Here is a 24,696-nt window from a genome sequence, read left to right on the forward strand (position 1 = left end):
CACGAAGGAAGCCATCTGTATGAAGAGCCGCCCGTACGCAGCCCTCGCACTCGCCACACTCATCGCACTGAGTGGTTGCGCCAACGACACCGATCCCATTGACCCCAGCTCAGATTCGTTGATGTCGAAACCCGGCTCCAATGGTGCTGCGACTGTCGACGACACCTCGATGCCGCCGTGGTCGGTGCCTACCGATGTGTCCGCTCGCGTGGCAGCCGCCGGACTTGACCTGGGCCCGATGGGGACCGCCGAGCACTACCACCCGCAGCTGCGCATCATCATCGACGGCGCCGACGTCCCGGTTCCGTCCAACATCGGAGTCGACCCCGCCACCGGTGCGATGTCGGCGCTTCACACCCACGAGGGCGATGGAACCATCCATATTGAGGCCGACTCCGTGGGTGAGGTGTTCACCCTCGGTCAACTCTTCACCCAGTGGGGCGTGGACCTGACACGACAGCAGATCGGCGGCGTCCGTGCGGAGCCCGGGCAACAGGTCCAGCTCACCAGCAATGGCGCCGACGTCACGGGAGACCCGGCCGAACTCCGCCTGGAGCCGAACCAACAGATCATCCTGACGCTTCGCTGACTGCCGGGTTCCTCGTGGAGGCGTCCGAACGGCTCAAGGTCGGAATCAGGTGCCTGTGCGCCACCAGGCCGGCAGGGGACTAGCTGCTACGTCATTCCAACGATCCATGGAATGACGTAGAGTGCGTGTCATGAGCTTCTCCATCACCCCGGTCGTCGATAAGGGCCTCGGCAACTCCGCCTACCTGGTGGACCTTGCCGACGGTCGCGCGCTTGCCGTCGATGCCAGCCGGGACCTGCGCGCGTTGCGTGCCGAGGCCGATCGTCGGGGCCTTCGGATCGCGTACGCCGCCGACACCCACCTGCATGCCGACTTCCTCACCGGTGCGGTCCAGCTGGCCGCTGACGACGGCGCCACGGTGCTCGCGTCACGCGCCGGCGACAGGTTGTTCCCGCACCGGGGCCTGACGGACGGAGACGAGGTCGACCTCGGCGGGCTCCGACTGCGGACGCTGGCCACCCCGGGCCACACCCACGAGCACATCGCCTTCGAGTTGCTCGACGACCGACGAACCCTCGGCGTCTTCACCGGTGGCTCTTTGATCGTCGGCTCGGCGGCACGGACCGATCTGGTCTCACCTGATCGGACCGAGGAGCTCGCCCGTGCCCAGTACCGCTCCCTGCGCCGTCTTGCTGAGCTCGACGACGACGTCGCGGTCTGGCCGACCCACGGCGCCGGTTCGTTCTGCTCGGCACCTCCGGGCTCGGAGCGGACCACGACCATCGGCGCCGAACGGGCCACCAACTCCCTGCTTCGTGCGGACTCCGAGGACACCTTCGTCAAGCAGCTGCTCGATTCCCTGGGCAGCTTCCCGCCGTACTTCCTGACCCTCGGCGAGATCAACCGCCGCGGCCCGGAACTCGTGAAGGGCGAGAACTTTCCCGTCCTCACCGCCGACGAGGTGGTCCGGCTGCGCGCGAGCGGCGCACAGGTCGTCGACGTCCGCCCGGTCCGGGATTTCGCTGACGCCCATGTGCCGGGCTCGGTGTCGATCCCGCTGCGACCGGTGTTCGCCACCTGGCTCGGCTGGCTCGTCGATGCCGGCACGCCGATCGTCATCGTTCGCGACGCCGACCAGGACCCGGGCGAGATCCTCTGGCAGGCCCGCAAAGTGGGCTACGACCAGATCGTCGGGGAACTCGACGGTGGCGTCGCTGCCTGGATCGCCGCCGGAGAGCCCACCGGCTCCATCCCGGTGGCGGGCGTGGAGGCGCTCGACGGTGCCCGCGTCCTCGACATCCGTCAGCACAACGAGTACCGCGCGGGTCACCTGCCCGGCGCCGAGCACCTCGAACTCGGCGCGTTGATCGACCATGCCAGGGACGTCCCGAACGAGCCGCTGGTGGTGATGTGCGGCCACGGCGAACGTGCGATGAGCGCCGCCAGCATGCTGGCCCGCGCCGGCCGCCGTGACATCACCGTCCTCGAGGGTGGACCCGACGACTGGGTCGACCAGACCGGCAACGCGCTGGAGGTCGGCCCGTGAACGCCACCGCCGAGGCCACCGGCACCGGTCGTGGCATCGAGCTGGGACTGCGGCAGAACGCCGCCCAGTTCACGCTGCTGGTCGTGGTCAACGCCCTGGTCGGGGGCATGCTGGGCCAGGAGCGGACGGTGCTCCCGCTTCTCGGCAAGCAGGAGTTCGGCCTCACCGCCTACACCGCCGGGCTGAGCTTCATCCTGGCCTTCGGCATCGCCAAGGCCGCCACGAACTACTTCGCCGGCGCCTGGATGGACCGGTTCGGTCGCAAGCCCGTCCTGGTGGCTGGCTGGCTGATCGCCGTGCCGGTGCCGTTCATGCTGATCTGGGCGCCCTCGTGGACGTGGATCATCGTCGCCAACGTGCTGCTGGGAGTCAGCCAGGGCCTGACCTGGTCGACCACCGTGGTGATGAAGATCGACCTGGTCGGCCCGGCGCGACGAGGCCTGGCGATGGGCTTCAACGAGGCCGCCGGCTACGGCGCCGTTGCGGTCACGGCGCTCGCCACCGGCTACCTGGCCGAGACCTACGGCCTGCGTCCCGAGCCGTTCTTCCTCGGCATCGCCTTCGCCGCCCTCGGCCTGGGGTTGTCGACCCTGGTGGTCCGGGAGACTCGCGAGCACGCCCGCCTCGAGGCGGCCGGGCACGTGGCCCGCGCCGACGGCAAGCACGACCACCTGCACGGTGAGCTGAGCAACGGCCAGGTGTTCGTGCAGACCAGCTTCAAGGAGCCCGCGCTGTCCTCGGCGAGCCAGGCCGGACTCGTCAACAACCTCAACGACGGCCTCGCCTGGGGGCTGTTCCCGATCCTGTTCGCCGCTGCTGGCCTGTCGGTCGGGAAGATCGGCATCCTGGCGGCCCTCTACCCGGCGGTGTGGGGAGTGGGGCAGTTGTTCACCGGCGCCATGTCCGACCGGTGGGGGCGGAAGTGGCTGATCGCCTCGGGCATGTGGCTGCAGGCTCTCGCCCTCGGACTGATTGCGCTGGCCGACTCGTTCCCGGTCTGGGCCGTCGCGGCGGTGCTGCTCGGCGCCGGGACGGCGATGGTCTACCCGACCCTGCTCGCGTCGATCGGCGATGTGGCGCATCCGGCCTGGCGGGCCCGCTCGGTCGGGGTCTACCGGCTCTGGCGAGACGGGGGCTTCGCGGTCGGGGCGCTGCTCGCCGGCATCGTGGCCGACCTCCTGGGAGTCCACGCCGCGGTGTGGGCAGTCGCCGTGCTCACCGCGATCTCTGGCCTTGTGGTGGCCCTACGCATGTACGAGACCCACCACCGACCCGTGATGGCCGAGCAGGAGGTGGCCAGCGATGAGTGACCGATCCAGCAAGGAAGCCTTGTTCGCCGAGTTCGCCGCCGTCGGCAAGGTCCTCGGCAACCCCAAGCGACTCGAACTCCTCGACCTGCTCGCCCAAGGCCCTCGTAGCGTGGAGGAGCTCGCAGACACGGCGTCCCTGGGGATGAGCACCTGCTCCGCGCACCTGCAGACCCTGCGGGAAGCAGGCCTCATCGAGCCCCGCCGCGAGGGCAAACGGATCTACTACTCGCTCAGCGGTGACGACGTCGCCGCCCTCTGGGCACACCTGCGTCGGGTCGCGCAGATCCACCGCCCCCACACTGAGTTGGCCCGTCGCACCTACCTCGGCCCCGAGGACACCGAAGCCGTCGACACCGAGGAACTGCTGCGTCGGCTCGATGCCGGTGACGCCGTTGTGATCGACGTTCGTCCCACTCCGGAGTACGCCGCCGGCCATCTGCCCGGCGCGATCCACATCCCCTTGGAGGAACTGGCCACCAGGTTGTCCGAGCTGCCCAGCGACCGGGAGATCGTGGCCTACTGCCGCGGCCAGTACTGCGTGCTGGCCCACGACGCCGTCCGACTTCTGGCCGCCCACGGTCTGACCGCGCGACGGGCCGCCCAGGGGATCTTGGAGTGGAAGCTGGCCGGGATGCCGGTCGCCACAGGCGCCGCCTGAGGGTCCTCGGCAAACGGCCATGTGACCCTCCTAGATGTGGCCTTCTTCCCTATGGCTACAGCACAAGGCGCGCGACCATCGGGGTATGAAGAAGGTCCTGCTCATCCTCAACCAGCCCGCCTACGGGGCGGACGAGACCTTCAACGCGATCCGCCTGGCAACCGCGCTGACCAAGCGCGACGACACCAACGTCACGGTCTTCCTGATGGGGGACGCGGTGACCTGCGCGATCGCCGGGCAGAAGACCCCGGACGGCTACTACACCCTGGACCGGATGCTGAAGACCTTCGCCCGTCATGGCGGGCACATCGCCTGTTGCGGAACCTGCCTGGACGCGCGCGGGCTCACCAAGGAACACCTCATCGAAGAGGCGCCCCGGTCCAACATGGACGAGCTCGCGGCATGGACCGTAGAAGCCGACCAAGTCCTCACCTTCTGAACCCGGTCGTCGGCGAGAACAGCGCCGCCCGCCCTATCGATCTTCACCCCTAACGAGAGGAGCCACCGATGATGGGCTACGGGTACGGCATGGGCGCTGGAGGCTGGATCGCCATGACCATCTTCTGGGTCGCCCTGATTACCCTGATCATCTGGACCATCTCCCGCGCCCTGCTCAGCGGGAATGCCTGGGGCCGCGACTCCACGCCGCCGCAAGACAACGGGGCAGACAGCGCCGAGGACATCCTGGACCGCCGCTTCGCGGCCGGGGAACTGGACGAAGAGACCTACCGGTCAATGCGAACCACCCTGCGCACTTCACGGGCCGGCCAGAACGAGCCCCGGTGATGCGCACGGCAAGCAGACTGTGGGTCCCGCTGGTTGCCCTGCTCGCGATGCTCGGCTCCGGCGCGTGGCTGGCCACCCAAGAGGACGGCTTCGCAGGCGGGTCCGGTCCCTGGGGCGGGATGGGCGGCCCCATGATGGGCGGGCCCATGATGGGCGGCAACCCCAGGGCCGGGTGGCTGGCCGGGGATGGCGACCCCGTGAATGCCCTGGCCGAGGCGCGGGACCGAGCCGAGGAGTTCGCCGACAGACTCGCGCCGGACCTGCGCGTTGGCGAGGTGATGCGCTTCGCCAACAACTACTACGCCGAGCTCGAGGAACCCGACGAGACCCTGGCCACCGAGGTGCTGGTCGACCCGTCCACCGGGGCCGTACAGCTGGAGTTCGGGCCCGCCATGATGTGGAACACCCGCTACGGGGTGATGGCCCGAGCCGGCGCCCCGACCCAGATCAGCCCCAAGCAGGCCCAGGAAATTGCCCAAGCGTGGTCCGCCGACCGCGACGGTCTCACCGTCGCCGAACCGGACGCCTTTCCCGGCTACTACACCCTGCACACCCTCAACGACGGACGCATCGAGGGCATGCTCTCGGTCAACGCCATCACCGGCGCCGTCTGGTACCACAACTGGCACGGTGACTTCCAAGAGATGTCCGAGGGCTCGTAGCCAACCAAGCATGTTGGCCTGCCACGACCTGGGCGCCCACGAGGGCGCCTCGCGGCCCAATGTGTAATCATATGCGCATGCGTGCATATGATGCTGCGGATGAAGGGCAGCCTGGCGACGAGCAGATCGACCTCGCAGTCGAGGTCTTCCGCATGCTCGCCGACCCGACACGGGTCCGGATCCTGTGGGCCGTACTCGCTGAGGAGCGGTCGGTAAACGAGATCGTGGAGATCCTCGGCAAGCCGCAGAGCGCGGTCTCCCAGCACCTTGCCAAGCTGCGGTTGGCCCGGCTCGTCCTTCCCCGCAAGCAGGGAGCCCAGGTCTTCTACCGGGTTGCCAACGATCACGTCCGGCAGCTCGTTGCCGACGCTCTGTATCACGCCGAGCACGCCGGTCCCGGGGTCCCTGCCCACCACCGCGGAGACGTCGTCGACCTCAAGGACGCTCGATGACCCACGAACTCCCTCCCCACGAGCACGAGCCGGATCCCGAGGTCACCGAGGCGCTCCGAGCCCACGAGGCTGCGCATCGCGCCGAGCACGGTCACGGGCATGGTCACGGTCACGGGCATGAGGACGGGCCCCGTGGTGCGCTCCGGCGGTTCCTCGCAGAGACGTTCCGGCCGCACAGTCACGACAGCGCTGACTCAGTGGACTCCGCGCTGGAATCCAGCACGCTGGGCATCCGAGCTGTCAAGGTTAGCCTGCTGGTGCTCTTGGTGACCGCCTTCGCGCAGGCGGTGATCGTCGTGCTGACCGGGTCGGTCGCGCTGCTCGCCGACACCATTCACAACTTTTCCGACGCCCTGACCGCCATCCCGCTGTGGATCGCCTTCGTCCTCGGTCGCCGACGCCCGACCTCGTCGTACACCTACGGTTATGGACGCGCCGAGGACCTTGCTGGGATCTTCATCGTCGCGATGATTGTCCTGTCCGCGGGGATCGCCGGGTACGAGTCGCTGCGCAAGCTGCTCGACCCTCAGCCCCTCTCATACCCGTGGGTCGTGGTCGCGGCCGGACTGATCGGCTTTGCAGGCAACGAGCTCGTCGCGCTCTACCGGATCCGGGTCGGCCGACAGATCGGCTCCGCGGCCCTGGTCGCCGACGGCCTGCATGCCCGCACCGACGGCTTCACCTCCCTGGCTGTCGTTCTCGGCGCAATCGGGGTGCTGCTCGGCTTCCCCCTCGCAGACCCCATCGTGGGACTTCTCATCACGATCGCGATCCTGCTGGTGCTGCGCGACGCTGCCCGTGACGTCTACCGGCGGCTCATGGACGCCGTAGATCCCGAGCTCACCGCGACCGCCGAGACAACCCTCCGGCGCACCGACGGGGTCCGCGGCATCGAGCAGGTCCGGCTTCGCTGGATCGGGCACCGGCTCCGTGCTGAGGCCGGCATCGTCGTTGACAGCACGCTCGATATCGTCGCCGCGCACGCGATCGCCACCGACGCCCATCACCGGCTCCTTCACGCGATCCCGAAACTCGTCGGCGCGACCGTGCACACCAGCCCCAGCGACGAGAACGGCGACCCGCATCAGGTGCTCGCCCATCACCACGTGTCGGCGCGCAACTGAACACCGGCGCCCGAGTAGGGGCATGCCTGTTAAACATGAAGGCCGCCCACCATTCGCGATCCTTGCCGCGCCGCCGTTGTTCTCGCACTGGCCAGCGCGTCACGGCAATCGGAAGGCCGTCTAAAACGCTGTGAATGGCTGACACCTGCCGGTGTTGAGTCGCACCGAGATTTGGACCCGGTCGGTGCGAGACTGTCGATATGACGGGCGGCGACGTAGATCCGCGCTATTCGCTCGCCAACGAACGGACGTTCCTGGCTTGGATCCGTACGTCGTTGGGCATGCTGGCGGTGTCTGCAGGTTTGGTCGCCGTTGACCTGCCCTGGCCCGCCTTCGCGGAACGGGGACTCGCGGTGCTGCTTGCTGCGGCGGCAGCGGCGGCAGCGGTGATCGCTTGGGATCGCTGGCGGAAGGTGGAAGCTGCGATCTTGGATGGGCGACCCGCACCGCCGCCGCGCGCCCACGCGGTCCTTGCCGTCGTTGTCGGTGTCGTGTCGCTCGCGGTCATCGTTCTGGTCCTCACCTAACTGGAGCGGCCCATCGCCCACTCGGCTGGCGACATGTGGGCCATCCCGGTGTCAAGGATTCAACACGTCATCAGAAGGTCATCGGAAACGATGAGCAACTGTTCCGAGACGTTCCGATAGAGTTGAAGGCGTTCGATGGGGAACCTCCTCAACCACCCGAGGTTTCCCAGAGGAACCCGAAGTTTGATGTAGCGCGAGCAGGCACTCCGATCTTGTCCAGAGGTCGCAGGTTCAAATCCTGCCCCCGCTACAAAGTTCAGGCTCGGAATCTACGGATTCCGAGCCTGAAAGCATTTAGAGACTTGATTCTCGTACCACTTACGGCTGAGTTATCCGGACCAACCACGTCCCCGCTTCGCGTCGTAGTCGTCGGCCTTTGCTGAGCGCGTGACGCTGACGGCCCGCTGGTCGGTTGTCGCCATGACTGACCTCACTACCACCACCGCCCGCGACCTCCTGCCCGAGTGGCGCCTCGCGCTCACCTCCGAGCGCAAGAGCCCCAAGACGATCGCCCTCTACCTCGACGCCGTCGGCCGCTACCTGACCTGGACCGAGACCCAGGACCTGCCGCCGATGCGACGCACCAGCCTGCAGACCTGGATCACGACCATGCTGGCTGCCGGTCGGTCGCCCAGCACGGCGCGGATCCGGCAACAGGCCGTGCGCCGCTACGCTGCCTGGCTTCTCGCAGTCGGGCACCTGGATGGTGCCCCGTTCCAGGGCATGACCTCGCCCAAGCTGGACCAGCCCGTGGTCGACCCGCTCACTGTCGCGCAGGTCCGCGCGCTCCTGCAGACCTGCCAGCCGGAGGCCGCCGACGTTCCCGCGACGGCGCGTCCGCTACGGCACGCCCGCGACGAGGCAATCATCCGGCTGATGGCCGAGACCGGGATCCGGCTCAGCGAGGTCATCGCCCTCACCGCGGGCGACCTCGACCTCGCGACTGGCCTCGTCACGATCCGGCGCGGCAAGGGCGGCCGCGGCCGCGTCATCCCCATCGGCCAGGCCACAGCTACCGCGATCCGCACCTACCTCGCCGTTCGCACCACCCAGCCCCATGCCGATCGCGAAGAACTCTGGCTCGGCGAACGTCGCTGCGGGCTCGCCGCCGACGCCCTCTACCGCTCCCTGCGCCGACGCGCCGAACGAGCCGGCATCACCGGGTTCCGACCCCACCGACTCCGCCACACCGCGGCCCACCGCTGGCTGGCCGCCGGCGGCTCCGAGTCCGGCCTGATGGCCATGGCCGGCTGGACCCGCGTCGAGATGCTCATCCGCTACACCCGCGCCAACGCCAGCGAACGCGCCGCCGCCGAAGCCCGGCGTCTCGACCTCGGGAACCTGTGAACGCGTTGGAGCCTCGGGAGAGCGGAAGAAGACCCACCCGAAGATTGAAACGCTCCGTTTGCTTCGAGTATTGCGAATTCGTGCCCGCCTCGAGAAAAGAAGCACCATGACCGCATTGACCACTCGTCCCGTCCAACCCCGGCAGCGCCGCCGTCGCGCCGCGCCGCACGTCAAGGACGACCTCGCCACCCACCCCGACAGCGTCATCCGACTCCTCCCGGCCGCGACCCCAAGGAGACGCTTGTTGTGCTGGCGCAGTCGAGCTCGCCACCCAGCAGGCCGCAGAGCTCCTCGACGTCAGCCGGCCCTGCCTCATCGGTCTGCTCGCCGCCGGCGACCACGAGTACCGCAAGGTCGGCAAGCACCGCCGGATCAAGGCCAGCCCCTGATGGTCTACATGGCCGTGATGAACAGGGGCCGCCCCGCGACGCCGCCGACGGACTGACCAGGAGAAGGGCGTGCTTGACGGTGCTGTTCGTCGTCCTCTGCGACGCAGACGTGCTCTACCCGAGCATCTCCGGGACTCGCTGATGGGCATTGGCCGAGACGGGCTCGTCCAGGCGGAGGGGATGGACTAGATCCTCGACCAGGTCTTCCCGACCTCGTCGCGAGCCGACCCGGCCTCGACCCGCAGAAGCGTGCCCGTACGCGTGAGCTCATGAACCGTGCCGTCCGTGACTGCTTGGTATCTGTCGGTGCCCATGCCTTCTTAGCTGCCGCTTCGCATCCGGATTGCCAGCCGCCGGTTCCACCAGCCCGGCTGGGCGGCCGCTTGCGCCAGCAGACGGTCGTACTCGCGCGGTGTCAGCCAGCGCAGTGCCGGTACGGCGACGAGGCCGGCCGCGAGCGAGCGCCCACGGCCAGGCGCTGAGGTTCTCGACCAGTCCGCCCACGACGGCCACGGCCGACACCTGGAGCACCATGTTGTAGGGAACGATCAACACGCCCTCGATCCCCTCGCACTCCACCAGCCAGGGGAGTCCGTGCCAGGTCGCCCGCGGCCAGCTCGCATAGTGCGAGATCACCGCGGCCGCGAACAGCCCGTTCGCGGCCGCGAACCTACGGTCTCCGCGCGGGCCAGGGAGACGACCGGCGGTCCGGTAGGCGCCGGCGGTCGCCAGGGCGTACCCCGCGACGGCGGGCCGCACGCCGATCCGCGGGGCACCCGGCACCCCGACCCCGACGGCTAGCTCGTAGCCGAGGTGGCTGGCCACGGCGACTATCCCGAGCCGGGTCCAGCGACGGTAGGGCATGCGTCTCAGGGTACCCGCGCGGCTACTGGTCAGCGGACGTCCTCGGACCGGGACAGGAGTCCGCACTCGCGCGTGTGCGGACCGGCGGAGTGGTCGACCAGACCGTGACGAAACGGCGGCGAAGTTGACGTTCGCACAGGGTCGTGACCACAGCATTCCCGGAGCGTCTCGACGGCATGCCGCAGCCCTCGATGACCGTGCCCTCCCAGTCTTGGAGGTCGCCGTAGGTGCTTGGCTCGGCTCTGCGGTGGACGACCCGTGCCAGGAGCCAGCGGAGCGTCTGCGACGTCCTCGGTGTCGAGGACACGGTGCGGGTCGATCGCGGATCGTCTCGTATGTCGTCCGTTCCGCGTTGGGCGTCTACTGCATGGGCAGCGAGATGTAGCCCCGGATCGGGCCGGAGTGGAGCCTGACGGCCGCGTCGAGGTCGACGTCCCAGTCAGGACGGCGAGTCAGCAGTGTCTGGAGAGCGATGCGTGCTTCGAGGCGGGCCAAGGATGCGCCGAGGCAGAAGTGGATGCCGCGTCCGAAGGCAACCTGTCGTTCGGGGTGCCGGTTGACGTCGAAGCGGTCTGCGTGGGGAAAGGCGTGATCGTCGCGGTTGGCCGAACCGAAGAGAAGCAGCACCGTGTCACCGGTCTGCATGCTTTCCCCGTGCAGCTCCACCGGCGCGGTGAGGGTTCGCGCGAGGCCCTGGACGGGTGAGTCGAAGCGAAGTAGTTCCTCGACCGCGGCCGGCACGAGTTCTGGGTCGTCCGCCAGCTGCTGTCGGACATCGGGGTGCTGGGCGAGCACCACGGCGCTGTTGGAGAGTAGGTTGGTGGTGGTCTCGTGCCCGGCGACGAGCAGCAGTAGGCAGAACCCGAGCAGCTCTTCTTCGCTGAGGTACTCGCCGTCGACTTCGGCCTGGACGAGTGCCGTCATGAGGTCGTCTTGAGGGTGCGCGCGTCGCTCGGCGAGGAAGGCTGTGAAGTACTCGTAGAGCGCGGCGGCGGCATCCAGCCCGGCGCCGAACTCTCCTCGGACAGGATTCGACTGGATCAGCGTGGTGGACCATGCCCGGAACTGATCACGGTCGTCACGCGGAACGCCGAGCATGTCCGCGATGACGATGGCGGGAAGCGGGCCGGCGAACCCGGAGACGAACTCCCAATTGCCTGCCTCCGGAGTTTGGTCGAGGAGGTCCTTGACCAAGGTCTCGATGTGCGGCTCGAGCGCTGCGATGCGACGCGGGGTGAAGGCTCGACTGACGATCTGGCGCAGCTGGGTGTGCCGGGGTGGATCGCTCATGATGAGCATCGGCAGGAACAGTTCCGTCATGTCGACCCCGGGTGGGGTTGGGAAGATGCCCGACGCTGAGGAGTACGTCGCCGGGTCGGCCAGGGCGGCGGAGACGTCGTCGTACCGGCTGAGTACCCACGAGTTGGCCTCGCGCGACCAGTGGGCCGGGGAGTTGGCCCGCAGCTCTCGGTAGACGGGATAGGGGTCAGCTATCACCTCGGCGTCGAACGGGCTGTAGGTCAGTGGCTGATCGCTCATCGAACATCTCCTTCGCGGTCGCTCCTTCATCCGCAGCCCTCGGCTGTGATCGATGTCGAGTACGGACAGTGGGCGGGGGCGACGACCGTGCCGCCCACCGACCGTCGCTCGGTGGGCCGCGTCATCTTCTGAACTCTTGGTTTGTACTGTGAGTACAACATACGATGTCGCATAGGTCGAGACCCGCGACCTCACCGAGATCGACGGCACCCGAACGGAGACGTGTGGGATGAGGAAGCTTCCGGCGAAGTTGGCCAGTCAGCTCTACGGGGCGGCGGAGCTGATCGCGGAGCGCGGTCTGGACGGCACCAAGATCGAAGACATCGCCGAAGCCACGGGCATCCCCAAGGCCACGATCTACTACCACCTCGACGGCAAGAATGCCGTGCTGGAGTTTCTCCTCGGCGACCTGTTGGACATGATCGCCGGAGCCGTCGGTGTTGCGGTCACGAGTGAGGAGAACGCGCGGACCCGACTCGAGGCGGCTGTGCTGGCGCAGCTGGGCGTGATGCTCGAGCACCCGTCCTTGTGCCGGGCACTGGTCGGCGACCTCGGACGCGCGACCCGGCTGCCCGAGTTGGCGGCGGCACTGCGGACTGCCTTCTACGAACCGATCGAGCAACTATTGGCTGACGGTGTCTCCGACGGGTCCCTGCGCCAGGTCGCCGACCCGGCAGCCGTGGCCTTGAGCGTCTTCGGTGCCATCACCGTCGCTGGCCTCAGCGCGGCCGTCGAGGGGCCCTCCGCCGACCCGTCCGCCGACGCAGCACGGTTCTCCGCCGCGATCACCGAGCTGGTCCTCGACGGTCTCGCGACACCTGGCAGTCGCGACCAGCGGCGGGGTGACCCGCTGTGAGCAGCATGGAGGAGCTCCTCGCCAGCTGGAACGAGAAGTTCCGGCTGCACGCTGATGGTGCTCAACTTCCCCCGCACCACACCCTCTGCCTCGCCTGTGGACCCGACAACCCGCACGGCCACCACCTCACCGTCAATCGTCGAGGAGAGGAGGTGCACGCGACCCACGTCTTCGATGAACGTCACGTGGGCGCACCCGGGATCGCCCACGGCGGTGCCGTAGCAACCGTTTTCGACGACCTCTTCGGGTTCCTGCTCTACCTCACGGGCGGTCCTGCGGTGACCCGGAAGCTCGAGGTGCTCTACGACTCACCGGTCATCCTCGGCACTACCTACGACCTCGCCGCCAGGGTCACCCGCACAGAAGGGCGCAAACTCTTCATGGAAGCCGACATGAAGCAGCTCGGAGGGTCACGTGTCGCCTCCGCCTCGGCCCTCTTCCTTTCTGTGGACGTGACCCACTTCAACCAGGGCTTGCCAATCTGACGCAGACAGTCCGGCGCCGTTCTTCCGGACCAGAGGGTTCCGAGCCGCGCTCGTGGGGGCCGCTCGATCCCGCCGCGCAAGTGCACCTTCTGGGCGCCACGCACCAACAACGTCAGCTCCTGCTCGATTGTCTCCACCGAGACCAGCTCGCCCTCCGCTTTTTGTTGCATGTAGCACCCATACCGCTAGCCGAGGGGGAATCCTGCTCTGTCTCTTGCGCCATAGCCGGGGACGCCTGCGCAGGCGCCGCGACCCACGGGTGGCGGTGGGCAGGCTGCAAGCCGACGCGGGTCGAAGATAGGGCCGAGTGTCCGCGGGCAGACGGACGCCGTGTCAGGAGATGTTGCCGACCAGGTAGCGCTGCAACGTAGGAGCAAACGCGGCCACCAGCTCGTCTTGGCTTGCCGAGGTCAGATCTTCGAGTCCGACGACGTGGCGAGCCACGGCAATGCCCAGGATCTGCGACATGACGAGCACGGCGCGCAATGGTGCCTGCCCGGCTCCGAGCTGGGACACGATCGGTTCCAGCACCCCCGTCGTGAACTTGTCCCGAATCATGCGGGCAGTGTCGGCTTCGACCCCGGCGGTGCGGATGATTGCGAGGATACGCTGCCGCCGGCCTGCTTCATCGAGGGCTTCGATCAGGCACCTGGCTAGGCGCTCGCCGACGTCCCTGGAGTCGCCGTCGAGGAGCTGAGCCCTCAACGCGGCCGAATCGAAAGAGAGGACGGTCACCTCGTCGAAGAGCTCCCGTTTCGAGCCGAAGAAGTATGCCACCAGGGCGGCATCGACGCCTGCCTGTGCCGCGATTGACCTCATGGTCACGCGGTCGTAGCCGCCGGCGGCGAACTGCTCGCGAGCGGCCCGAGCTATCTGCTCGCGTGTCACGCTGTGCCCCGGTCGGCGTCCTGAACCTCCCGGGCTGAGCCTGGGCGTTGCCGTCCCGGGGGTCTTTGTTCGGCCAGAAGGTTGCTCCATACACAACTCACTCCGTGCTCAGTGTGGATGCTGGCGTCGCCTCTCCGTCCCGGGGATCGCCGGCGGAGCCGAATCGACGCTGACAAGGCTCGATAGCGCGCTTCCCGAATCTACCCTGTTCCTCCTATGTATTTCGGCGTACCGTGGGCTGTGCCACTGTGGCTGGGGTGATCGTGAGGCCCGGCTCGCCGCTAGGGGTGGAGGTGAACGAAGTGAGGTACGGAGATCCGTACGGGCCGGCATGGCAACAGCTGGGAAGCGCGTTGTGGGATGCGTTGGCAGTCGTGTTGTGGACGCTGGTGGCTGGCAGCATCGCGTTCGGCTCATGCTGGTTCATGGGCCAGTTCATGTACACCGCGTGGGTTCGCGAGCATCCGCCTCCGCGCCTCCGGTTCGTTGCCGAACGCAAGCTGCGCAGGGATATCGCCCGAGGGCTGGGCGACCTCGAGGAGTACCTGCGCGAACGCGGTCCAGCCTGCCCCCACGATGTTCCTTCTCGTCCCGCGCGGTTTCGCACGTGGAGGCGCCCAGGCGCGCCCCGGCGGTAAGCCAACCTCCATCGCGCCGGACGCCCTCGGTCAGCCGTTCGCTAACTCATCGCTGATGGGCGGGCCCAGACACCCCGTCCGGGGGCCCGGCGATGGCGGCCACCAAGCAACTCCATCAACCCCAGCAGCGACGTTGAGCGCTTTCCGCGCAGCGAGCTGGCACTAACGGAGCTGCGCTTGTGTGACTCGCGGAGCGGTCCAGGCTGACTGTCGAGCCAAAGGGCCGATGGCCGCCCACGTTCAGAGAGGCTGGCAGACGCCGTAGGTCTGGGGCGGCTCCTGAAACATCGCCCGACGTTCGACTCTGGAAGCTTCGCCTACTTCAGTTGCGGACCTCGAGGTGTTGACGACCCGGAGCCTCAGCCTCCTCGTTGAGCATCGTGAGCAGTTTGTCCCCCTCGATGTCGAGGTCTGGCAGCACGCGGTCGAGCCAGCGGGGCAGCCACCATGCTCGCTCGTTGAAGACGGCCATGAGCGCCGGGACGAGCGTCAGCCGGACGACGAAGGCGTCGATAAGGATGCCAGCGGCGAGGGCAAAGCCGATCTGCTTGATCATGATGTCGTGGCTGAAGATGAAGCCGGAGAAGACCGCGACCATGATGATGGCGGCTGCGACGACGACCCGGCTGGCTTGGTCGAACCCGTGGACGACGCTCTGCCGTGCTCCCTCACCGTGGATGTGTGCCTCGCGCATTGAGGAGACCAGGAAGACCTCGTAGTCCATGGCCAGTCCATAGAGGATGCCGGTGACGATGATCGGCATGAAACTCATCAGCGGCCCCCCGGTGTCGAACCCGAAGAGGCTGCTGAGCCAGCCCCACTGGAAGACGGCAGTGGTGGCGCCGAAGGTGGCCAGGATGCTGAGCAGGAAGCCGGCTGTGGCCTTGATCGGGACGACTACCGAGCGGAAGACCAGCATCAGGATCAGCACGGAAAGCGCGATGATGATGCCGAGGTAGAGCGGAAGGACGTCGGCGAGCTTGTCGGACATGTCGATGCCGATGGCGGTGAACCCAGTTACGCCCAACTGTACCTCATTGTCGCCGGCGATCGCGTTGTCGGGCTCGCGCAGCGAAGTCACCAGGTCGCTGGTGACCTCGTCGCTCGGGCCGGAAGTGGGGATGACGCTGAACACGGCCAGGTCGCCGGCTTCGTTGACGCCGACCGGGGCGGCCAGCACGATGTCGTCTCGGTCCTGGAGGTCGGCGATCAGTTTCGCGGTCAGCTCGGGTGTGACGCGGCCGGCGGTGCCGGTGGGTTCTGCGGTGACGAGTAGGGGACCGTTGAATCCCTCGCCGAAGCCTTGCGAGACTGCCTCGTAGCTCTGCCGGGCGGCGGTGTCCTGGTTCGCGGTGGCCCCGGTGGGGATGCCCAGGTTCATGCTGGCGGCGGGGATCGCCATCACGCCCAGGATGGCGACCACACCCACTATGACGGGCCACCGGAACCTGATCACGCCTTTGACCCAGTGGTCGGCGACACTGTGTGATTCCTCCTTGACCTTGGCGCGGCGTTGGGCTCGGGCCTTGTCCGAGCAGATCCGCTCACCGACCAGCCCTAGCAGTGCGGGCAGCAGGGTCAGCGCGATGAGGACGGCCAGGGCCACCGTGGACGCCGCGACCAGGGCCATCGTGGAGAGCATGGCGATGCCGATCACGGTCAGTGCGGTCAGTGCGATGAGGACGGTCACGCCGGCGAAGAAGACGGCACTGCCCGCGGTGCCGACTGCTCTGCCGGCCGCCTCCTGCGCGGTGAGTCCGCGGTCGAGGATGAGCCGTCGCTGCCGGTTGACGACGAACAGCGCGTAATCGATGCCGACGGCGAGGCCCACCATGAGACCGAGCACTGGGGTGGCGGAGTTCATCTCGACGGCCGTCGAGAGCGCGTACGCTCCGCCGACGCCGATGCCGACCCCGACCAGCGCGGTGACCAGGGGAAGGCCGGCCGCGATCAGCGAGCCCAGGGTGAGCACCAGCACCAGGGCGGCGACGGCGAGACCGATCACCTCGCCGATGCCGACCGGGATCTCGATGGCCTTGAGCGAGTCGCTCGGGAGCACGGTGATCCCGGTCCCGTGCTCCGCGCGCTCCACCACCTCGACCACCGAGGTGACGTCATCGTCGGTCAAGGAGGTCGAGGCGACCGTGAACTGGAATTGGAACAGCGCGACCTGACCGTCGGAGGACACCAGCACGCCGGGCACAGGTGCTCCGTCCACCAGCAGCGGCTGGTAGGGAGGCGTCTGCCCCTGCGCCGATCCCGTCGGGGGAGTGCCCGGTGCATTCTCCTCGGGAGTGCCTGGAGCGCCTTGATCAGCCGCACCCGGAGCAAGGTCGAGGGGGTTTACGACCTTGTCGAGGTCATAGACGTCGTTGACGGTGTTGGTGATCACCGAAAGGCGGTCCGCGGTGTCGAGTCGTTCACCCTCCGGGACGGTGAAGACGACGCTGGCCTGACCTCCCGAGGCTGCAGGCAGCTCATCGGCTACGCGGTCGAGCACGGTCTGTGCCTCGGTGCCCTCGATCTTCATCTCGGAGCTGACACTGACCCCGTTGATAGCGACCGCACCGACGACCACGGCGAGGACCGCGAGCCAGCCCGAGATGAACAGCCACGGCTTGCCGAAGGCGGTTCGTCCGAGCCGGTACAGGAAGGTGGACATGGGTCTGGTGCTCCTTGAGGGCGAGGGGGTTCTAGAGGCCGTTGCGTAGGTAGTCGAAGGTCAGGTCGAGAAACGAGCTGTAGTCCATCGCGGCGGAGCTGAGGTCGCTCTCGCCGCTGAGGTGGACGTCGAGGGTGCCCTCCAGGGCGGCCATCACGGCGCCGTACACCGCGCCGAACAGCAGCGGCACATAGATCGAGGGGTACCGGTCCCCGGCCACCGACCCCAAGAGCTCCTGGGCGGTATGACGCATGCGCTGCTGAACACCCAGGACGTAGGGCTCCAGGGTCGGGTACTGCCGCGCCATCGTCATCAGCTCGCGCATCGTCAGCAACGTGTCTTCGGTGAACTGCTCCCTCATGACGGCCAGCAGGGCATCGAGCAAGGGCAGGTCTGCGGGGAGGCTGGTCAGGATCTCGCTGACGTCGTCGACCCGGCCGAACGCGACCGAAGCGACCGCCTCTTCCTTGCAGGAGAAGTGGTTCGCGAAGGTGCGTCGCGAGTAGCCCGCTCGGTCGACCACGTCCGCGGTGACGAAACCGAACAGGCCACGCTCTCGGGTGAGCTGGAACGCCGCCACGGCCAGCGTCTGTCCCGTCGCCTCTCGCTTGAGGTCACGCAGTCCACGATCCATGTGCGCAGTATGACCTGTCGTGCCCAATGGGCAACATTGCCCACCGAGCAGAGCCGTGGCTTCGGGGCGCCATGGACCGCAACAGTCCGACGCGCTCGGTAGCGTGGCGGCAACAGCTCGCCATCGCCCTCCGGCGCCGCGGGTGGCATTGGGTGGGCGTCCAAGGATGGGAGTGCGCGCATGGGCACTGCGGGGGATGGGACGGACGCTGGACGCGTAGCGGACCTCACGCAGCTGGCTGACGGCGCGCAGTTCGCTGACGCCGTGCTGGCTCTACTGGCGGTCGCTCGGCGGACCAGGGGCCGACTGCAGCCCCTCTTCGAGGACGTCACCGTGCCGCAGCTGGTACTGCTGGATGCTGTCCAGGCCTGCGGGCGGGAAGGCATCGTCGCAATCTCGGAGTACACGTTGCTCAGCCAACCGACCGTGACCCAGCAGGCCGCCGCGCTAGAAGCCGCCGGGCTTCTGCGTCGCATCGCAGCCGAGAACGATCGGCGCCGGCGGGTCCTCACGCTCACCGAACGCGGTGAGGACCTCCTGGCATCTAAGCGCGGACTGGTTGCCGACCGGTTATCAGTGGCCTGGGCATCGCTCAGCGCCGAGGAGCGGTCGATCGCGGTCCCGCTGCTGCGTCATATCATTGACCTTGTCTCGGAGTTGGCCTGACACTTGCACGCACGGACGCGGGAGGAGCCGGCGCCTGCGGCCGGCCGATCGGGACGAGCGCGCTCGGGTGGTGCGTGGCCAGCTGTTGGCACGGGCGGCGACGGCCGAGCCCATCCGACTACGACCGACGGACTGACGCGAGGGCCCGCATCTCCCCTGCGCCCCGTCGTAGGACCTGCGAGGGTCTGACCTAAGCCGCCTCCATCAGGGCGAAGTGGGGCCGCGCACGTTCGCCGGTTCGAGAAGTTGGAGACGCCTCTGTTTCGGGCACACCCACCATCGGAGATGCAGGCACGAGAGTCACCAGGAGGCCGGTGTAGCAGACAAACGTCCGAGCCAGCAGTCCCGAGCTCGGCGGTGGTGCTCGCGTGCTGGCGTTCGCTGACTTGCCTACGATTGGTCACCCATCGCTGAGTTCGCCCGCCGCTTTGCGCATCTGAGAGATGGCATGGTCTTCGTCTCTGGGGAGCGTCGCGACGAGCTCATTCACCCGTCGCCAGCGGTCGAACGTCGCTGCGTCGCTACGGCCGGCCGCAGCCAGCGCCGACCACGTGTCCGCGCAGCGCAGGAGCGCGGTTCCGGCCTTCGCCATCTCAGCGGACCCCGTTAGCCGAGCCACGTCGGCACAGAAATGTGCCTGCAACCGGCGGAACAGGCCGCCGCCGGTCCCTGCCTTCTCCACAAAGGCGTGGAGTGAACGCAGCGCGACGTCTAGTTCCGGTTCGGGCATGAGCCCCGGCCACCGGTCGACATCCTCGGCGAATACCGCGACTCCACTGATCCCCGCAGCAGCAACGGCATCCGGCGGCAGCGCCGACGTATCCGGGATAATCGCGGTTACCGGCGCTTGCATGTTCTCGACCGAGGCGACGAGGGCCGAAGCCGCGGTCGGGCGGAGACCGGGCAGGCTCTGGGGCCAGTTCACGAAGTACGTGGTGTGCCTCGTGGGCACGGGGAACGACCGTGACGCGCGCGCCCGCGCAAGAGCCTCGTAGGAGACTTCCTGCACCTCGGCTCGGTCGTTGTCCACCACAAAAGCCTTCTCCGTCTCGTCGTCATAACCGATCACGACGATGTCATGCCGACTCATCTGAAGGCGGACATTGAGGTAGGGCAGCTCAGCAATGTCCGCCCACATCAGCACGGGACGGCCTCGCTGGAGCTCCCTGCGGACCCAGCCCCAACCGGTCACGGGGTCGTCGGTGCCACGGACGTCGACCTCTGCACCGAGCCTCGAAAGAAGGTCGACCTCAAGGTCGCTGCTACGCCCGACGAAGTAGATGGGCGGGGTGAGAGCCGGCACGCGCAGATAGGTGAAACCCAGACCGCCGCCCATCCCGAAGACCAGACCTTCGCTCGGTACCTCCTCCCAGCCGAGACCGGCCCACTCCAGGAGGTCTCTCAGCGCTCCGGAACCGCAATGACCGGCCTCGCGGTGGGGATAGTCCAGCAGGATCCGCCGCGGCTCCGGCTGTCGGGGCAGGAACTCAGCTGACATGGCAACTCCTGGATGGGCTCGCAGCGCTCTGTGCGTACGCCGGTGGGTCGGGCGCGGCGGGTTCCGCGACTCTACATTTCGCTGAGGCACGCAGGGGCTCGCGGTCGACGGCGGTCGTGAGGGCTGGTGCAGGTCACGATTCGAGGGACAGGAACCGGACGGCGACGTCGGAGATCTTGCGCGCCGTCGCGGTTCGGTCCCACTTGGGGAGCGCCAGATGACTGACCGTCAGGCGCACCATGGTGTCGGCCGCGTCGACGACGTCGTCTGGGGGAAGACTCGGGTAACTCTTCGCCACCCATGCGGCTAGGGTGTCGGAGGCGAGGTCGAGAAGCCGCGCGGATGTCGTGAGCAGCGGGAGCATCCCTGTGGACGGCTGACTGCCCGCATCCAGGTCTCGGTTGGAGATGAGCACTGCCTTGAGCAGGGGGCTGCGCTCGGCCTCGATCAAGGTGTAGTCGACGGCTGCTGCGATGCCGCGTTTCGCATCGCCGATGTGTGCCTCCAGCGCCTTCTGGATGCCCTCCAGGAAGCGCGAGGCCTCGCGGAGCACGAGGGCTTCTCCAAGGCCGGCCTTGTCACCGAACTCCTTGTAGAGCGCCGCTCGCGACACCCCGGCACGATGCGCCACCTCTCCCATGCGCACCCGGTCCCAGCCGCGGTCGACGATCAGGTCGTGGGCAGCCTCGAGGACAGCGGCGCGCATGTGCTCCCTGAACCGTTCGCGCATGGAGGGTCCCCGCATGTCAGAGAGGTTAGCGATTCGTGTCTCGCGACCGACTCGCGTCACTGACCTGGACACGCCCGCACGCTCCTAGCGTGCTCGTGGGCCAGTTGGTCGACCATGACGGCGAGGGTGTCCTGAAGCCTCTGCACCCCTACAGCGACTGCCGTCGCCCTCGGCAACTCTCGGAGGTCCTCGAGTTGCACCGGGTCCCCGACCAGCAGGGTGACCCGACGACGGCGGCGGCCCAGCACCACCCTCCCTTCGTAGGCTGGCACGATCGCCTGCACGCCCCATTGAGCAACGGGAATCAATGGAGCCGACGTCTCGAGTGCGATGCGGACAGCACCCGACCTGAGCGACATCAGACGTCCATCCGGTCGCTTTGTGATCGATCCTTCCGGATACACCACGACAAGAGCGCCACGCTCCACGGCTTCGACCGCGGCACGGATCCCTGACCGGCCGTCGGACCGATCGACCTCGACGTGGCCGGCCGACCGGAACCACCAGCCGACTGCTCTACTTTGAAACAGGCTCGCCTTGGCCATGAACCGGGGGGTCCGGCCCTGGGCGAGGATCATCTCCCCCAGGAACAGCGGGTCGGCCTGGGAGACATGGTTGGCCGCCAGCACCGCGCCTCCCGACCCGGGCAGGCGCTCCGTACCGCGCCAGTCCGCTCTCCTGCCCAGCAGCAGCAGCGGTTTGCAGACGAGCAACGCCAGCCACCACGCAGGCCCGCGGGCGTCTCTGGGGACGCCTCTCGCGCCCGCGGACCGACCCGAGTCACGCAAGTCCGGAACGATACGCAGGACTCCCATCGCCGTCCAGACCGTCGACCTCCAAGCCATCCTTGCTCACCTCGGCGGGCAATGGCTCGATGGTGACCACGACCAGCGGTCACTGCGGCTTCTCACACCGCCACCTCCGCTGTCAGGGCGGCCATGTCGGCCGCAGTCCCCTGGGTGAGCATGCGTTTGGTGGTCATGAAGTCCCGGGGACGGTTGACACAGTCAGCAGCTATCGGCTCGCCCTTCCGGAGGTAGTAGCAGGTGAAGTCGCGGTCACGGGTCGGGTCACCGCTCATGACGATGTCGTCATAGGCGGTGTTGAGTCCCGCGATCTGGAGCTTGAGGTCATACTGGTCCGACCAGAACCACGGGAGCGCCGCCACCTCCTTGTCATTTCCACAGATAGTCGCCGCTGCCACCTTGGCCTGCTCCACTGCACTCGGGACCGACTCCAGCCTGATTCGTCGGCCGTAGCGGGGGATGTCCTGCGACGTACAGTCCCCGGCCGCCACGATGTCAGGGTCACTGGTGCGGGCGTGGGCGTCGATGAGGATCCCGTCGTCCACGACCAGGCCGGCTGCCTCGGCGAGTTCGGTGGTCGGCTCGATCCCGATCCCGACGATCACAAAGTCCGCTTGGACCGACTCGCCACTGGCCAGCACCACCTCTCGCACGCGGGTGTCGCCGACCAGGGCCTCTACCGAGGCGTTCGTCCTCACGTCGACGCCCTCTTCTTGGTGGATCCGTGTGAAGAAGGCCGACACCTCAGGGGCAGTGACCCGCTCGAGGACCCGGTCTGCGGCCTCGAGGACCGTGACGTGGAGGCCCAACGAGCGCAGCGAGGCGGCGGTCTCCAGCCCGATGTACCCACCACCCACGATGACGGCGTTGCGCCCGGGGATCGCGTCCTCGCGGATCCGCTCCACCCCCGACGATTGACGCAGGTAGTGCACCCCGTCGAGGTCGGCACCCTCGGCGCGGAGACGTCGGGGGTGCGCTCCCGTGCACAGAGCAAGAGCGTCATAGGACAAGCGGTCCCCGGTGCCGAGCACGAGCTCGCCCGCCGGCCGGTCGATCTCCTGCACGCTGGCAGTCACGCGCTCGACGTCCTGCTTGACGTAGAAGTCCTCCGACCGGATGGCCAGCTCCTTCAGCGAGCACTTCCCGGCCAGATATGCCTTCGACAACGGAGGCCTTTGGTACGGCAGCGCCGACTCGTCACCGACCAGCACGATCTCACCCGACCAACCCTCTCGGCGGAGGCTGGTGACCAGCTGCACCCCGGCATGGCTGGCGCCGACCACCACCGCGCGCCCTGAGCTCATCCGCTGCCCTTGGGGGTGAGCTCGACCATCAGCTTGCTGATGCCGCGAACAAAGTTGGACTGCACGTACTGCGGCTCACCGACCACATCGATCCTCTCGAAGCGCGGGAGCAGCTCCTCCCAGAGGATCCGCAGCTGCAGCTCGGCCAACCGGTTGCCCATGCACCGATGCACGCCGAAGCCGAAAGCGATGTGGTTGCGGGCGTTGCGACGGTCGATGATCAGCTCGTCCGGCCGCTCGAACACCGTCTCGTCGCGGTTGCCGGACGCGTACCACATCACCACCTTGTCGCCCTTGCGGATGAACTGACCGTTCAGCATGGTGTCGGTCTTCGCGATCCGCCGCATGTACGCGAGCGGCGTCTGCCAGCGGATGATCTCCGAGACCATGTTCGGGATCAGGTCCGGATTGGCCTTGAGCTTCTCGAACTGGTCGGGGAACTGGTTGAGTGCAAGAACTCCGCCGCTCATCGAGTTGCGTGTGGTGTCGTTGCCGCCCACGATCAGCAGAACAAAGTTGCCGATGAACTCCATCGGACGCTTGATCAGGTCCTTGGTGCTCTCATCGCTCTGCAGCATCGTGACCAGGTCGAACCCGGGCTCTTCGCCGGCCGCGAGCCGGGCGGCCTTGTCGTGCCAGAGTTCAGTGAGTCCTCGCGCCATCTCGAGCATGCCCCGGAACAGCTCGTCGTTGTCGGTAGTGGCCGGGCCGCCGTTGGTCTGCTCCATCGAGGTTGCCAGGTCCGACCACTCGACGAGCTTGTGCCGCTCCTCGAAGGGGAAGTCCAACAGCGTGGCCAGCATGCGGGCGGTCAGTTCGATCGACACCGTGCTCACCCAGTCGAACGGTTCGTTGACGGGCAGGTTGTCCAGGACGTCCCTGACGCGCTCGCGAATGAGGTCCTCCATCTCGTGGAGGTTCTTCGGTGCGACGACACCTTGTACGGCGCGCCGCTGTATGTCGTGCTTGGGCGGGTCCATGGCGATGAACATCGCGACGTCCATGAACCGCGGGGGTGTTCCGATGACGATGAGAGGCTCGGCGGAGAAGACCTCGTGGTTCTTGTCCACCGCCATGATGTCGGCGTGACGCGTCACCGACCAGAACGGGCCGAAGGGACTGTGGGGCTGGTAGTGGACCGGAGCCTCGTTGCGCAGACGTTCGAAGTAGGACGCCCACCGCCCCTGTCGGTAGAGGAACGGGTTGCTGAGGTCGATCTCGGCGAGGGGGACCTCTTCGACCGGCGGGATCCGGGCCTCGACGAACATCGGCCCGTTCGCGCCGGTGACCCAACGCCGGCCCTTGTCGTAGAGGCGCGCGCCCTGGATCTGTCGCTCCAGGGGGATGGCGGACTCCACCTTCGTTTTCACTGTTTCTGGGATCTTCACTTCTGGGAACTTCATCGGGCTTGACCCTCCTGCTACATCTGGAACTCGGGCAACTGCACCGTCAAGCCGTCCCACGATTTGCAGACCTTGACTTGGCACGACAGGCGAGACGTCGGCTGTCGCTCGGGGTTCATCGACAGCATCTCCTCCTCCTCGGGACCGGACCGGCCGACCTTGTCGGCCCAGGCGCGATCAACGATCACGTGGCAGGTGCCGCATGCGGCCTCGCCGCCGCAGTCGGCATCGATGCCCGGGATGGCGTTGTTCGTCGCCACCTGCATCAGCGAGCTGCCCTCCTCGAGCGGGGCCTCGTGCTGCTCCCCATCGTGCGACATGAAGGTGACCACTGCCATCGACAATTCTCCTACCTTTGCCTACCGGATAGACGTTTCGATGATGATTGTTGTC

At 67.4% G+C, this 24,696-nt stretch carries 25 protein-coding genes; 14 read left to right on the top strand and 11 right to left on the bottom strand.

The window, feature by feature from the left end; all coding sequences use genetic code 11:
- Positions 1 to 19: 19 nt before the first annotated feature.
- The 11 genes from G7071_RS09900 to G7071_RS09950 all read left to right on the top strand — a co-directional run bounded on the left by G7071_RS09900 (position 20) and on the right by G7071_RS09950 (position 8,941).
- The gene (locus tag G7071_RS09900; protein WP_166318071.1) at positions 20 to 589 is read left to right on the top strand and encodes a hypothetical protein; all 570 of its coding nucleotides are present in this window, start codon (positions 20 to 22) and stop codon (positions 587 to 589) included.
- Positions 590 to 719: 130 nt separating this feature from the next.
- Positions 720 to 2,075 carry an MBL fold metallo-hydrolase gene (locus G7071_RS09905; RefSeq protein WP_166318074.1) on the top strand — a complete coding sequence of 452 codons (1,356 nt, stop codon included), beginning with the start codon at positions 720 to 722 and terminating at the stop codon, positions 2,073 to 2,075.
- Positions 2,072 to 3,385, top strand: coding sequence for an MFS transporter (locus G7071_RS09910; protein WP_166318077.1), 1,314 nt, complete (start codon positions 2,072 to 2,074; stop codon positions 3,383 to 3,385). The genes G7071_RS09905 and G7071_RS09910 overlap by 4 nt, the downstream gene beginning before the upstream one ends.
- Positions 3,378 to 4,043: an ArsR/SmtB family transcription factor gene (locus tag G7071_RS09915; protein WP_166318080.1), complete on the top strand. Its 666-nt coding sequence runs from the start codon at positions 3,378 to 3,380 to the stop codon at positions 4,041 to 4,043. The genes G7071_RS09910 and G7071_RS09915 overlap by 8 nt, the downstream gene beginning before the upstream one ends.
- Before the next feature lie 85 nt (positions 4,044 to 4,128).
- Positions 4,129 to 4,482 (top strand): DsrE/DsrF/TusD sulfur relay family protein, encoded by a 354-nt coding sequence (locus G7071_RS09920; protein ID WP_166318083.1) that lies wholly within the window; start codon positions 4,129 to 4,131, stop codon positions 4,480 to 4,482.
- A gap of 68 nt (positions 4,483 to 4,550) precedes the next feature.
- Positions 4,551 to 4,829, top strand: coding sequence for an SHOCT domain-containing protein (locus tag G7071_RS09925; RefSeq protein WP_166318086.1), 279 nt, complete (start codon positions 4,551 to 4,553; stop codon positions 4,827 to 4,829).
- On the top strand, positions 4,829 to 5,491 hold the full coding sequence (locus G7071_RS09930; RefSeq protein ID WP_206062756.1) for a hypothetical protein: 663 nt from the start codon (positions 4,829 to 4,831) through the stop codon (positions 5,489 to 5,491). Before G7071_RS09925 ends, G7071_RS09930 begins: the two co-directional genes overlap by 1 nt.
- Before the next feature lie 77 nt (positions 5,492 to 5,568).
- Positions 5,569 to 5,943 carry an ArsR/SmtB family transcription factor gene (locus G7071_RS09935; protein WP_166318089.1) on the top strand — a complete coding sequence of 125 codons (375 nt, stop codon included), beginning with the start codon at positions 5,569 to 5,571 and terminating at the stop codon, positions 5,941 to 5,943.
- Positions 5,940 to 7,067: a cation diffusion facilitator family transporter gene (locus G7071_RS09940; protein ID WP_166318092.1), complete on the top strand. Its 1,128-nt coding sequence runs from the start codon at positions 5,940 to 5,942 to the stop codon at positions 7,065 to 7,067. The genes G7071_RS09935 and G7071_RS09940 overlap by 4 nt, the downstream gene beginning before the upstream one ends.
- Before the next feature lie 200 nt (positions 7,068 to 7,267).
- The gene (locus G7071_RS09945) at positions 7,268 to 7,594 is read left to right on the top strand and encodes a YidH family protein (RefSeq protein WP_166318095.1); all 327 of its coding nucleotides are present in this window, start codon (positions 7,268 to 7,270) and stop codon (positions 7,592 to 7,594) included.
- A gap of 420 nt (positions 7,595 to 8,014) precedes the next feature.
- The gene (locus tag G7071_RS09950) at positions 8,015 to 8,941 is read left to right on the top strand and encodes a tyrosine-type recombinase/integrase (RefSeq protein WP_084527694.1); all 927 of its coding nucleotides are present in this window, start codon (positions 8,015 to 8,017) and stop codon (positions 8,939 to 8,941) included.
- Between the two features lie 656 nt (positions 8,942 to 9,597).
- Here G7071_RS09950 and G7071_RS09960 read toward each other — a convergent pair.
- Together G7071_RS09960 and G7071_RS09965 are read right to left on the bottom strand one after the other, a co-directional pair.
- Positions 9,598 to 10,194, bottom strand: a complete 597-nt coding sequence (locus G7071_RS09960) for a hypothetical protein (protein ID WP_166318098.1) — start codon at positions 10,192 to 10,194, stop codon at positions 9,598 to 9,600.
- 360 nt (positions 10,195 to 10,554) lie between these two features.
- On the bottom strand, positions 10,555 to 11,733 hold the full coding sequence (locus G7071_RS09965) for a cytochrome P450 (RefSeq protein WP_068111696.1): 1,179 nt from the start codon (positions 11,731 to 11,733) through the stop codon (positions 10,555 to 10,557).
- 229 nt (positions 11,734 to 11,962) lie between these two features.
- Between G7071_RS09965 and G7071_RS09970 the strand changes: the two genes are divergently transcribed.
- The gene (locus G7071_RS09970) at positions 11,963 to 12,589 is read left to right on the top strand and encodes a TetR/AcrR family transcriptional regulator (RefSeq protein ID WP_068111701.1); all 627 of its coding nucleotides are present in this window, start codon (positions 11,963 to 11,965) and stop codon (positions 12,587 to 12,589) included.
- 5 nt (positions 12,590 to 12,594) lie between these two features.
- A complete protein-coding gene (locus tag G7071_RS09975) occupies positions 12,595 to 13,074 on the top strand; it encodes a PaaI family thioesterase (RefSeq protein ID WP_068115057.1) in 480 nt (159 codons plus the stop codon).
- Between the two features lie 333 nt (positions 13,075 to 13,407).
- On the opposite strand, the gene G7071_RS09980 is transcribed toward G7071_RS09975, so the two are convergent.
- The 3 genes from G7071_RS09980 to G7071_RS09990 form a co-directional block, all read right to left on the bottom strand.
- On the bottom strand, positions 13,408 to 13,962 hold the full coding sequence (locus G7071_RS09980) for a TetR/AcrR family transcriptional regulator (protein ID WP_068111705.1): 555 nt from the start codon (positions 13,960 to 13,962) through the stop codon (positions 13,408 to 13,410).
- Between the two features lie 960 nt (positions 13,963 to 14,922).
- Complete coding sequence (locus G7071_RS09985) at positions 14,923 to 17,262, bottom strand: MMPL family transporter (RefSeq protein ID WP_068111707.1); 2,340 nt, start codon at positions 17,260 to 17,262, stop codon at positions 14,923 to 14,925.
- A gap of 31 nt (positions 17,263 to 17,293) precedes the next feature.
- Positions 17,294 to 17,896: a TetR/AcrR family transcriptional regulator gene (locus G7071_RS09990; RefSeq protein ID WP_068111710.1), complete on the bottom strand. Its 603-nt coding sequence runs from the start codon at positions 17,894 to 17,896 to the stop codon at positions 17,294 to 17,296.
- A gap of 333 nt (positions 17,897 to 18,229) precedes the next feature.
- On the opposite strand from G7071_RS09990, the gene G7071_RS09995 reads away from it, so the two are divergent.
- The gene (locus G7071_RS09995) at positions 18,230 to 18,562 is read left to right on the top strand and encodes a MarR family winged helix-turn-helix transcriptional regulator (protein WP_166318101.1); all 333 of its coding nucleotides are present in this window, start codon (positions 18,230 to 18,232) and stop codon (positions 18,560 to 18,562) included.
- 400 nt (positions 18,563 to 18,962) lie between these two features.
- Here the strand turns inward: G7071_RS09995 and G7071_RS10000 are convergent, their stop codons facing one another.
- The 6 genes from G7071_RS10000 to G7071_RS10025 form a co-directional block, all read right to left on the bottom strand.
- The gene (locus tag G7071_RS10000; RefSeq protein ID WP_068111716.1) at positions 18,963 to 20,060 is read right to left on the bottom strand and encodes a BtrH N-terminal domain-containing protein; all 1,098 of its coding nucleotides are present in this window, start codon (positions 20,058 to 20,060) and stop codon (positions 18,963 to 18,965) included.
- Positions 20,061 to 20,193: 133 nt separating this feature from the next.
- Positions 20,194 to 20,805 carry a TetR/AcrR family transcriptional regulator gene (locus tag G7071_RS10005; RefSeq protein WP_135268398.1) on the bottom strand — a complete coding sequence of 204 codons (612 nt, stop codon included), beginning with the start codon at positions 20,803 to 20,805 and terminating at the stop codon, positions 20,194 to 20,196.
- Between the two features lie 41 nt (positions 20,806 to 20,846).
- On the bottom strand, positions 20,847 to 21,635 hold the full coding sequence (locus G7071_RS10010) for a lysophospholipid acyltransferase family protein (protein ID WP_229856503.1): 789 nt from the start codon (positions 21,633 to 21,635) through the stop codon (positions 20,847 to 20,849).
- A gap of 62 nt (positions 21,636 to 21,697) precedes the next feature.
- Positions 21,698 to 22,900: an NAD(P)/FAD-dependent oxidoreductase gene (locus G7071_RS10015; RefSeq protein WP_068111721.1), complete on the bottom strand. Its 1,203-nt coding sequence runs from the start codon at positions 22,898 to 22,900 to the stop codon at positions 21,698 to 21,700.
- Positions 22,897 to 24,303 carry a cytochrome P450 gene (locus G7071_RS10020; RefSeq protein WP_068111724.1) on the bottom strand — a complete coding sequence of 469 codons (1,407 nt, stop codon included), beginning with the start codon at positions 24,301 to 24,303 and terminating at the stop codon, positions 22,897 to 22,899. Before G7071_RS10020 ends, G7071_RS10015 begins: the two co-directional genes overlap by 4 nt.
- A gap of 17 nt (positions 24,304 to 24,320) precedes the next feature.
- Complete coding sequence (locus tag G7071_RS10025) at positions 24,321 to 24,641, bottom strand: 2Fe-2S iron-sulfur cluster-binding protein (RefSeq protein WP_068111727.1); 321 nt, start codon at positions 24,639 to 24,641, stop codon at positions 24,321 to 24,323.
- Between the last annotated feature and the right edge of the window lie 55 nt (positions 24,642 to 24,696).

It is taken from the genome of Nocardioides piscis, assembly GCF_011300215.1.
In the GTDB taxonomy this organism is placed as follows: Bacteria; Actinomycetota; Actinomycetes; order Propionibacteriales; family Nocardioidaceae; genus Nocardioides; species Nocardioides piscis.

Excerpts from the sequence above, each read along its gene's own strand:
- G7071_RS09900 (WP_166318071.1), top strand. The coding sequence starts at position 20 with ATGAAGAGCCGCCCGTACGCAGCCCTCGCACTCGCCACACTCATCGCA.
- G7071_RS09965 (WP_068111696.1), bottom strand. The coding sequence starts at position 11,733 with ATGAGCGATCAGCCACTGACCTACAGCCCGTTCGACGCCGAGGTGATA.
- G7071_RS09975 (WP_068115057.1), top strand. The coding sequence starts at position 12,595 with ATGGAGGAGCTCCTCGCCAGCTGGAACGAGAAGTTCCGGCTGCACGCT.
- G7071_RS10025 (WP_068111727.1), bottom strand. The coding sequence starts at position 24,641 with ATGGCAGTGGTCACCTTCATGTCGCACGATGGGGAGCAGCACGAGGCC.
- G7071_RS10010 (WP_229856503.1), bottom strand. The coding sequence starts at position 21,635 with ATGGCTTGGAGGTCGACGGTCTGGACGGCGATGGGAGTCCTGCGTATC.
- G7071_RS09970 (WP_068111701.1), top strand. The coding sequence starts at position 11,963 with ATGAGGAAGCTTCCGGCGAAGTTGGCCAGTCAGCTCTACGGGGCGGCG.
- G7071_RS09945 (WP_166318095.1), top strand. The coding sequence starts at position 7,268 with ATGACGGGCGGCGACGTAGATCCGCGCTATTCGCTCGCCAACGAACGG.
- G7071_RS10020 (WP_068111724.1), bottom strand. The coding sequence starts at position 24,303 with ATGAAGTTCCCAGAAGTGAAGATCCCAGAAACAGTGAAAACGAAGGTG.
- G7071_RS10005 (WP_135268398.1), bottom strand. The coding sequence starts at position 20,805 with ATGCGGGGACCCTCCATGCGCGAACGGTTCAGGGAGCACATGCGCGCC.
- G7071_RS10000 (WP_068111716.1), bottom strand. The coding sequence starts at position 20,060 with ATGTCAGCTGAGTTCCTGCCCCGACAGCCGGAGCCGCGGCGGATCCTG.
- G7071_RS09940 (WP_166318092.1), top strand. The coding sequence starts at position 5,940 with ATGACCCACGAACTCCCTCCCCACGAGCACGAGCCGGATCCCGAGGTC.
- G7071_RS09950 (WP_084527694.1), top strand. The coding sequence starts at position 8,015 with ATGACTGACCTCACTACCACCACCGCCCGCGACCTCCTGCCCGAGTGG.
- G7071_RS09925 (WP_166318086.1), top strand. The coding sequence starts at position 4,551 with ATGATGGGCTACGGGTACGGCATGGGCGCTGGAGGCTGGATCGCCATG.
- G7071_RS09985 (WP_068111707.1), bottom strand. The coding sequence starts at position 17,262 with ATGTCCACCTTCCTGTACCGGCTCGGACGAACCGCCTTCGGCAAGCCG.
- G7071_RS09905 (WP_166318074.1), top strand. The coding sequence starts at position 720 with ATGAGCTTCTCCATCACCCCGGTCGTCGATAAGGGCCTCGGCAACTCC.
- G7071_RS09930 (WP_206062756.1), top strand. The coding sequence starts at position 4,829 with ATGCGCACGGCAAGCAGACTGTGGGTCCCGCTGGTTGCCCTGCTCGCG.
- G7071_RS09935 (WP_166318089.1), top strand. The coding sequence starts at position 5,569 with ATGCGTGCATATGATGCTGCGGATGAAGGGCAGCCTGGCGACGAGCAG.
- G7071_RS09960 (WP_166318098.1), bottom strand. The coding sequence starts at position 10,194 with ATGCCCTACCGTCGCTGGACCCGGCTCGGGATAGTCGCCGTGGCCAGC.
- G7071_RS09920 (WP_166318083.1), top strand. The coding sequence starts at position 4,129 with ATGAAGAAGGTCCTGCTCATCCTCAACCAGCCCGCCTACGGGGCGGAC.
- G7071_RS09915 (WP_166318080.1), top strand. The coding sequence starts at position 3,378 with ATGAGTGACCGATCCAGCAAGGAAGCCTTGTTCGCCGAGTTCGCCGCC.
- G7071_RS09990 (WP_068111710.1), bottom strand. The coding sequence starts at position 17,896 with ATGGATCGTGGACTGCGTGACCTCAAGCGAGAGGCGACGGGACAGACG.
- G7071_RS10015 (WP_068111721.1), bottom strand. The coding sequence starts at position 22,900 with ATGAGCTCAGGGCGCGCGGTGGTGGTCGGCGCCAGCCATGCCGGGGTG.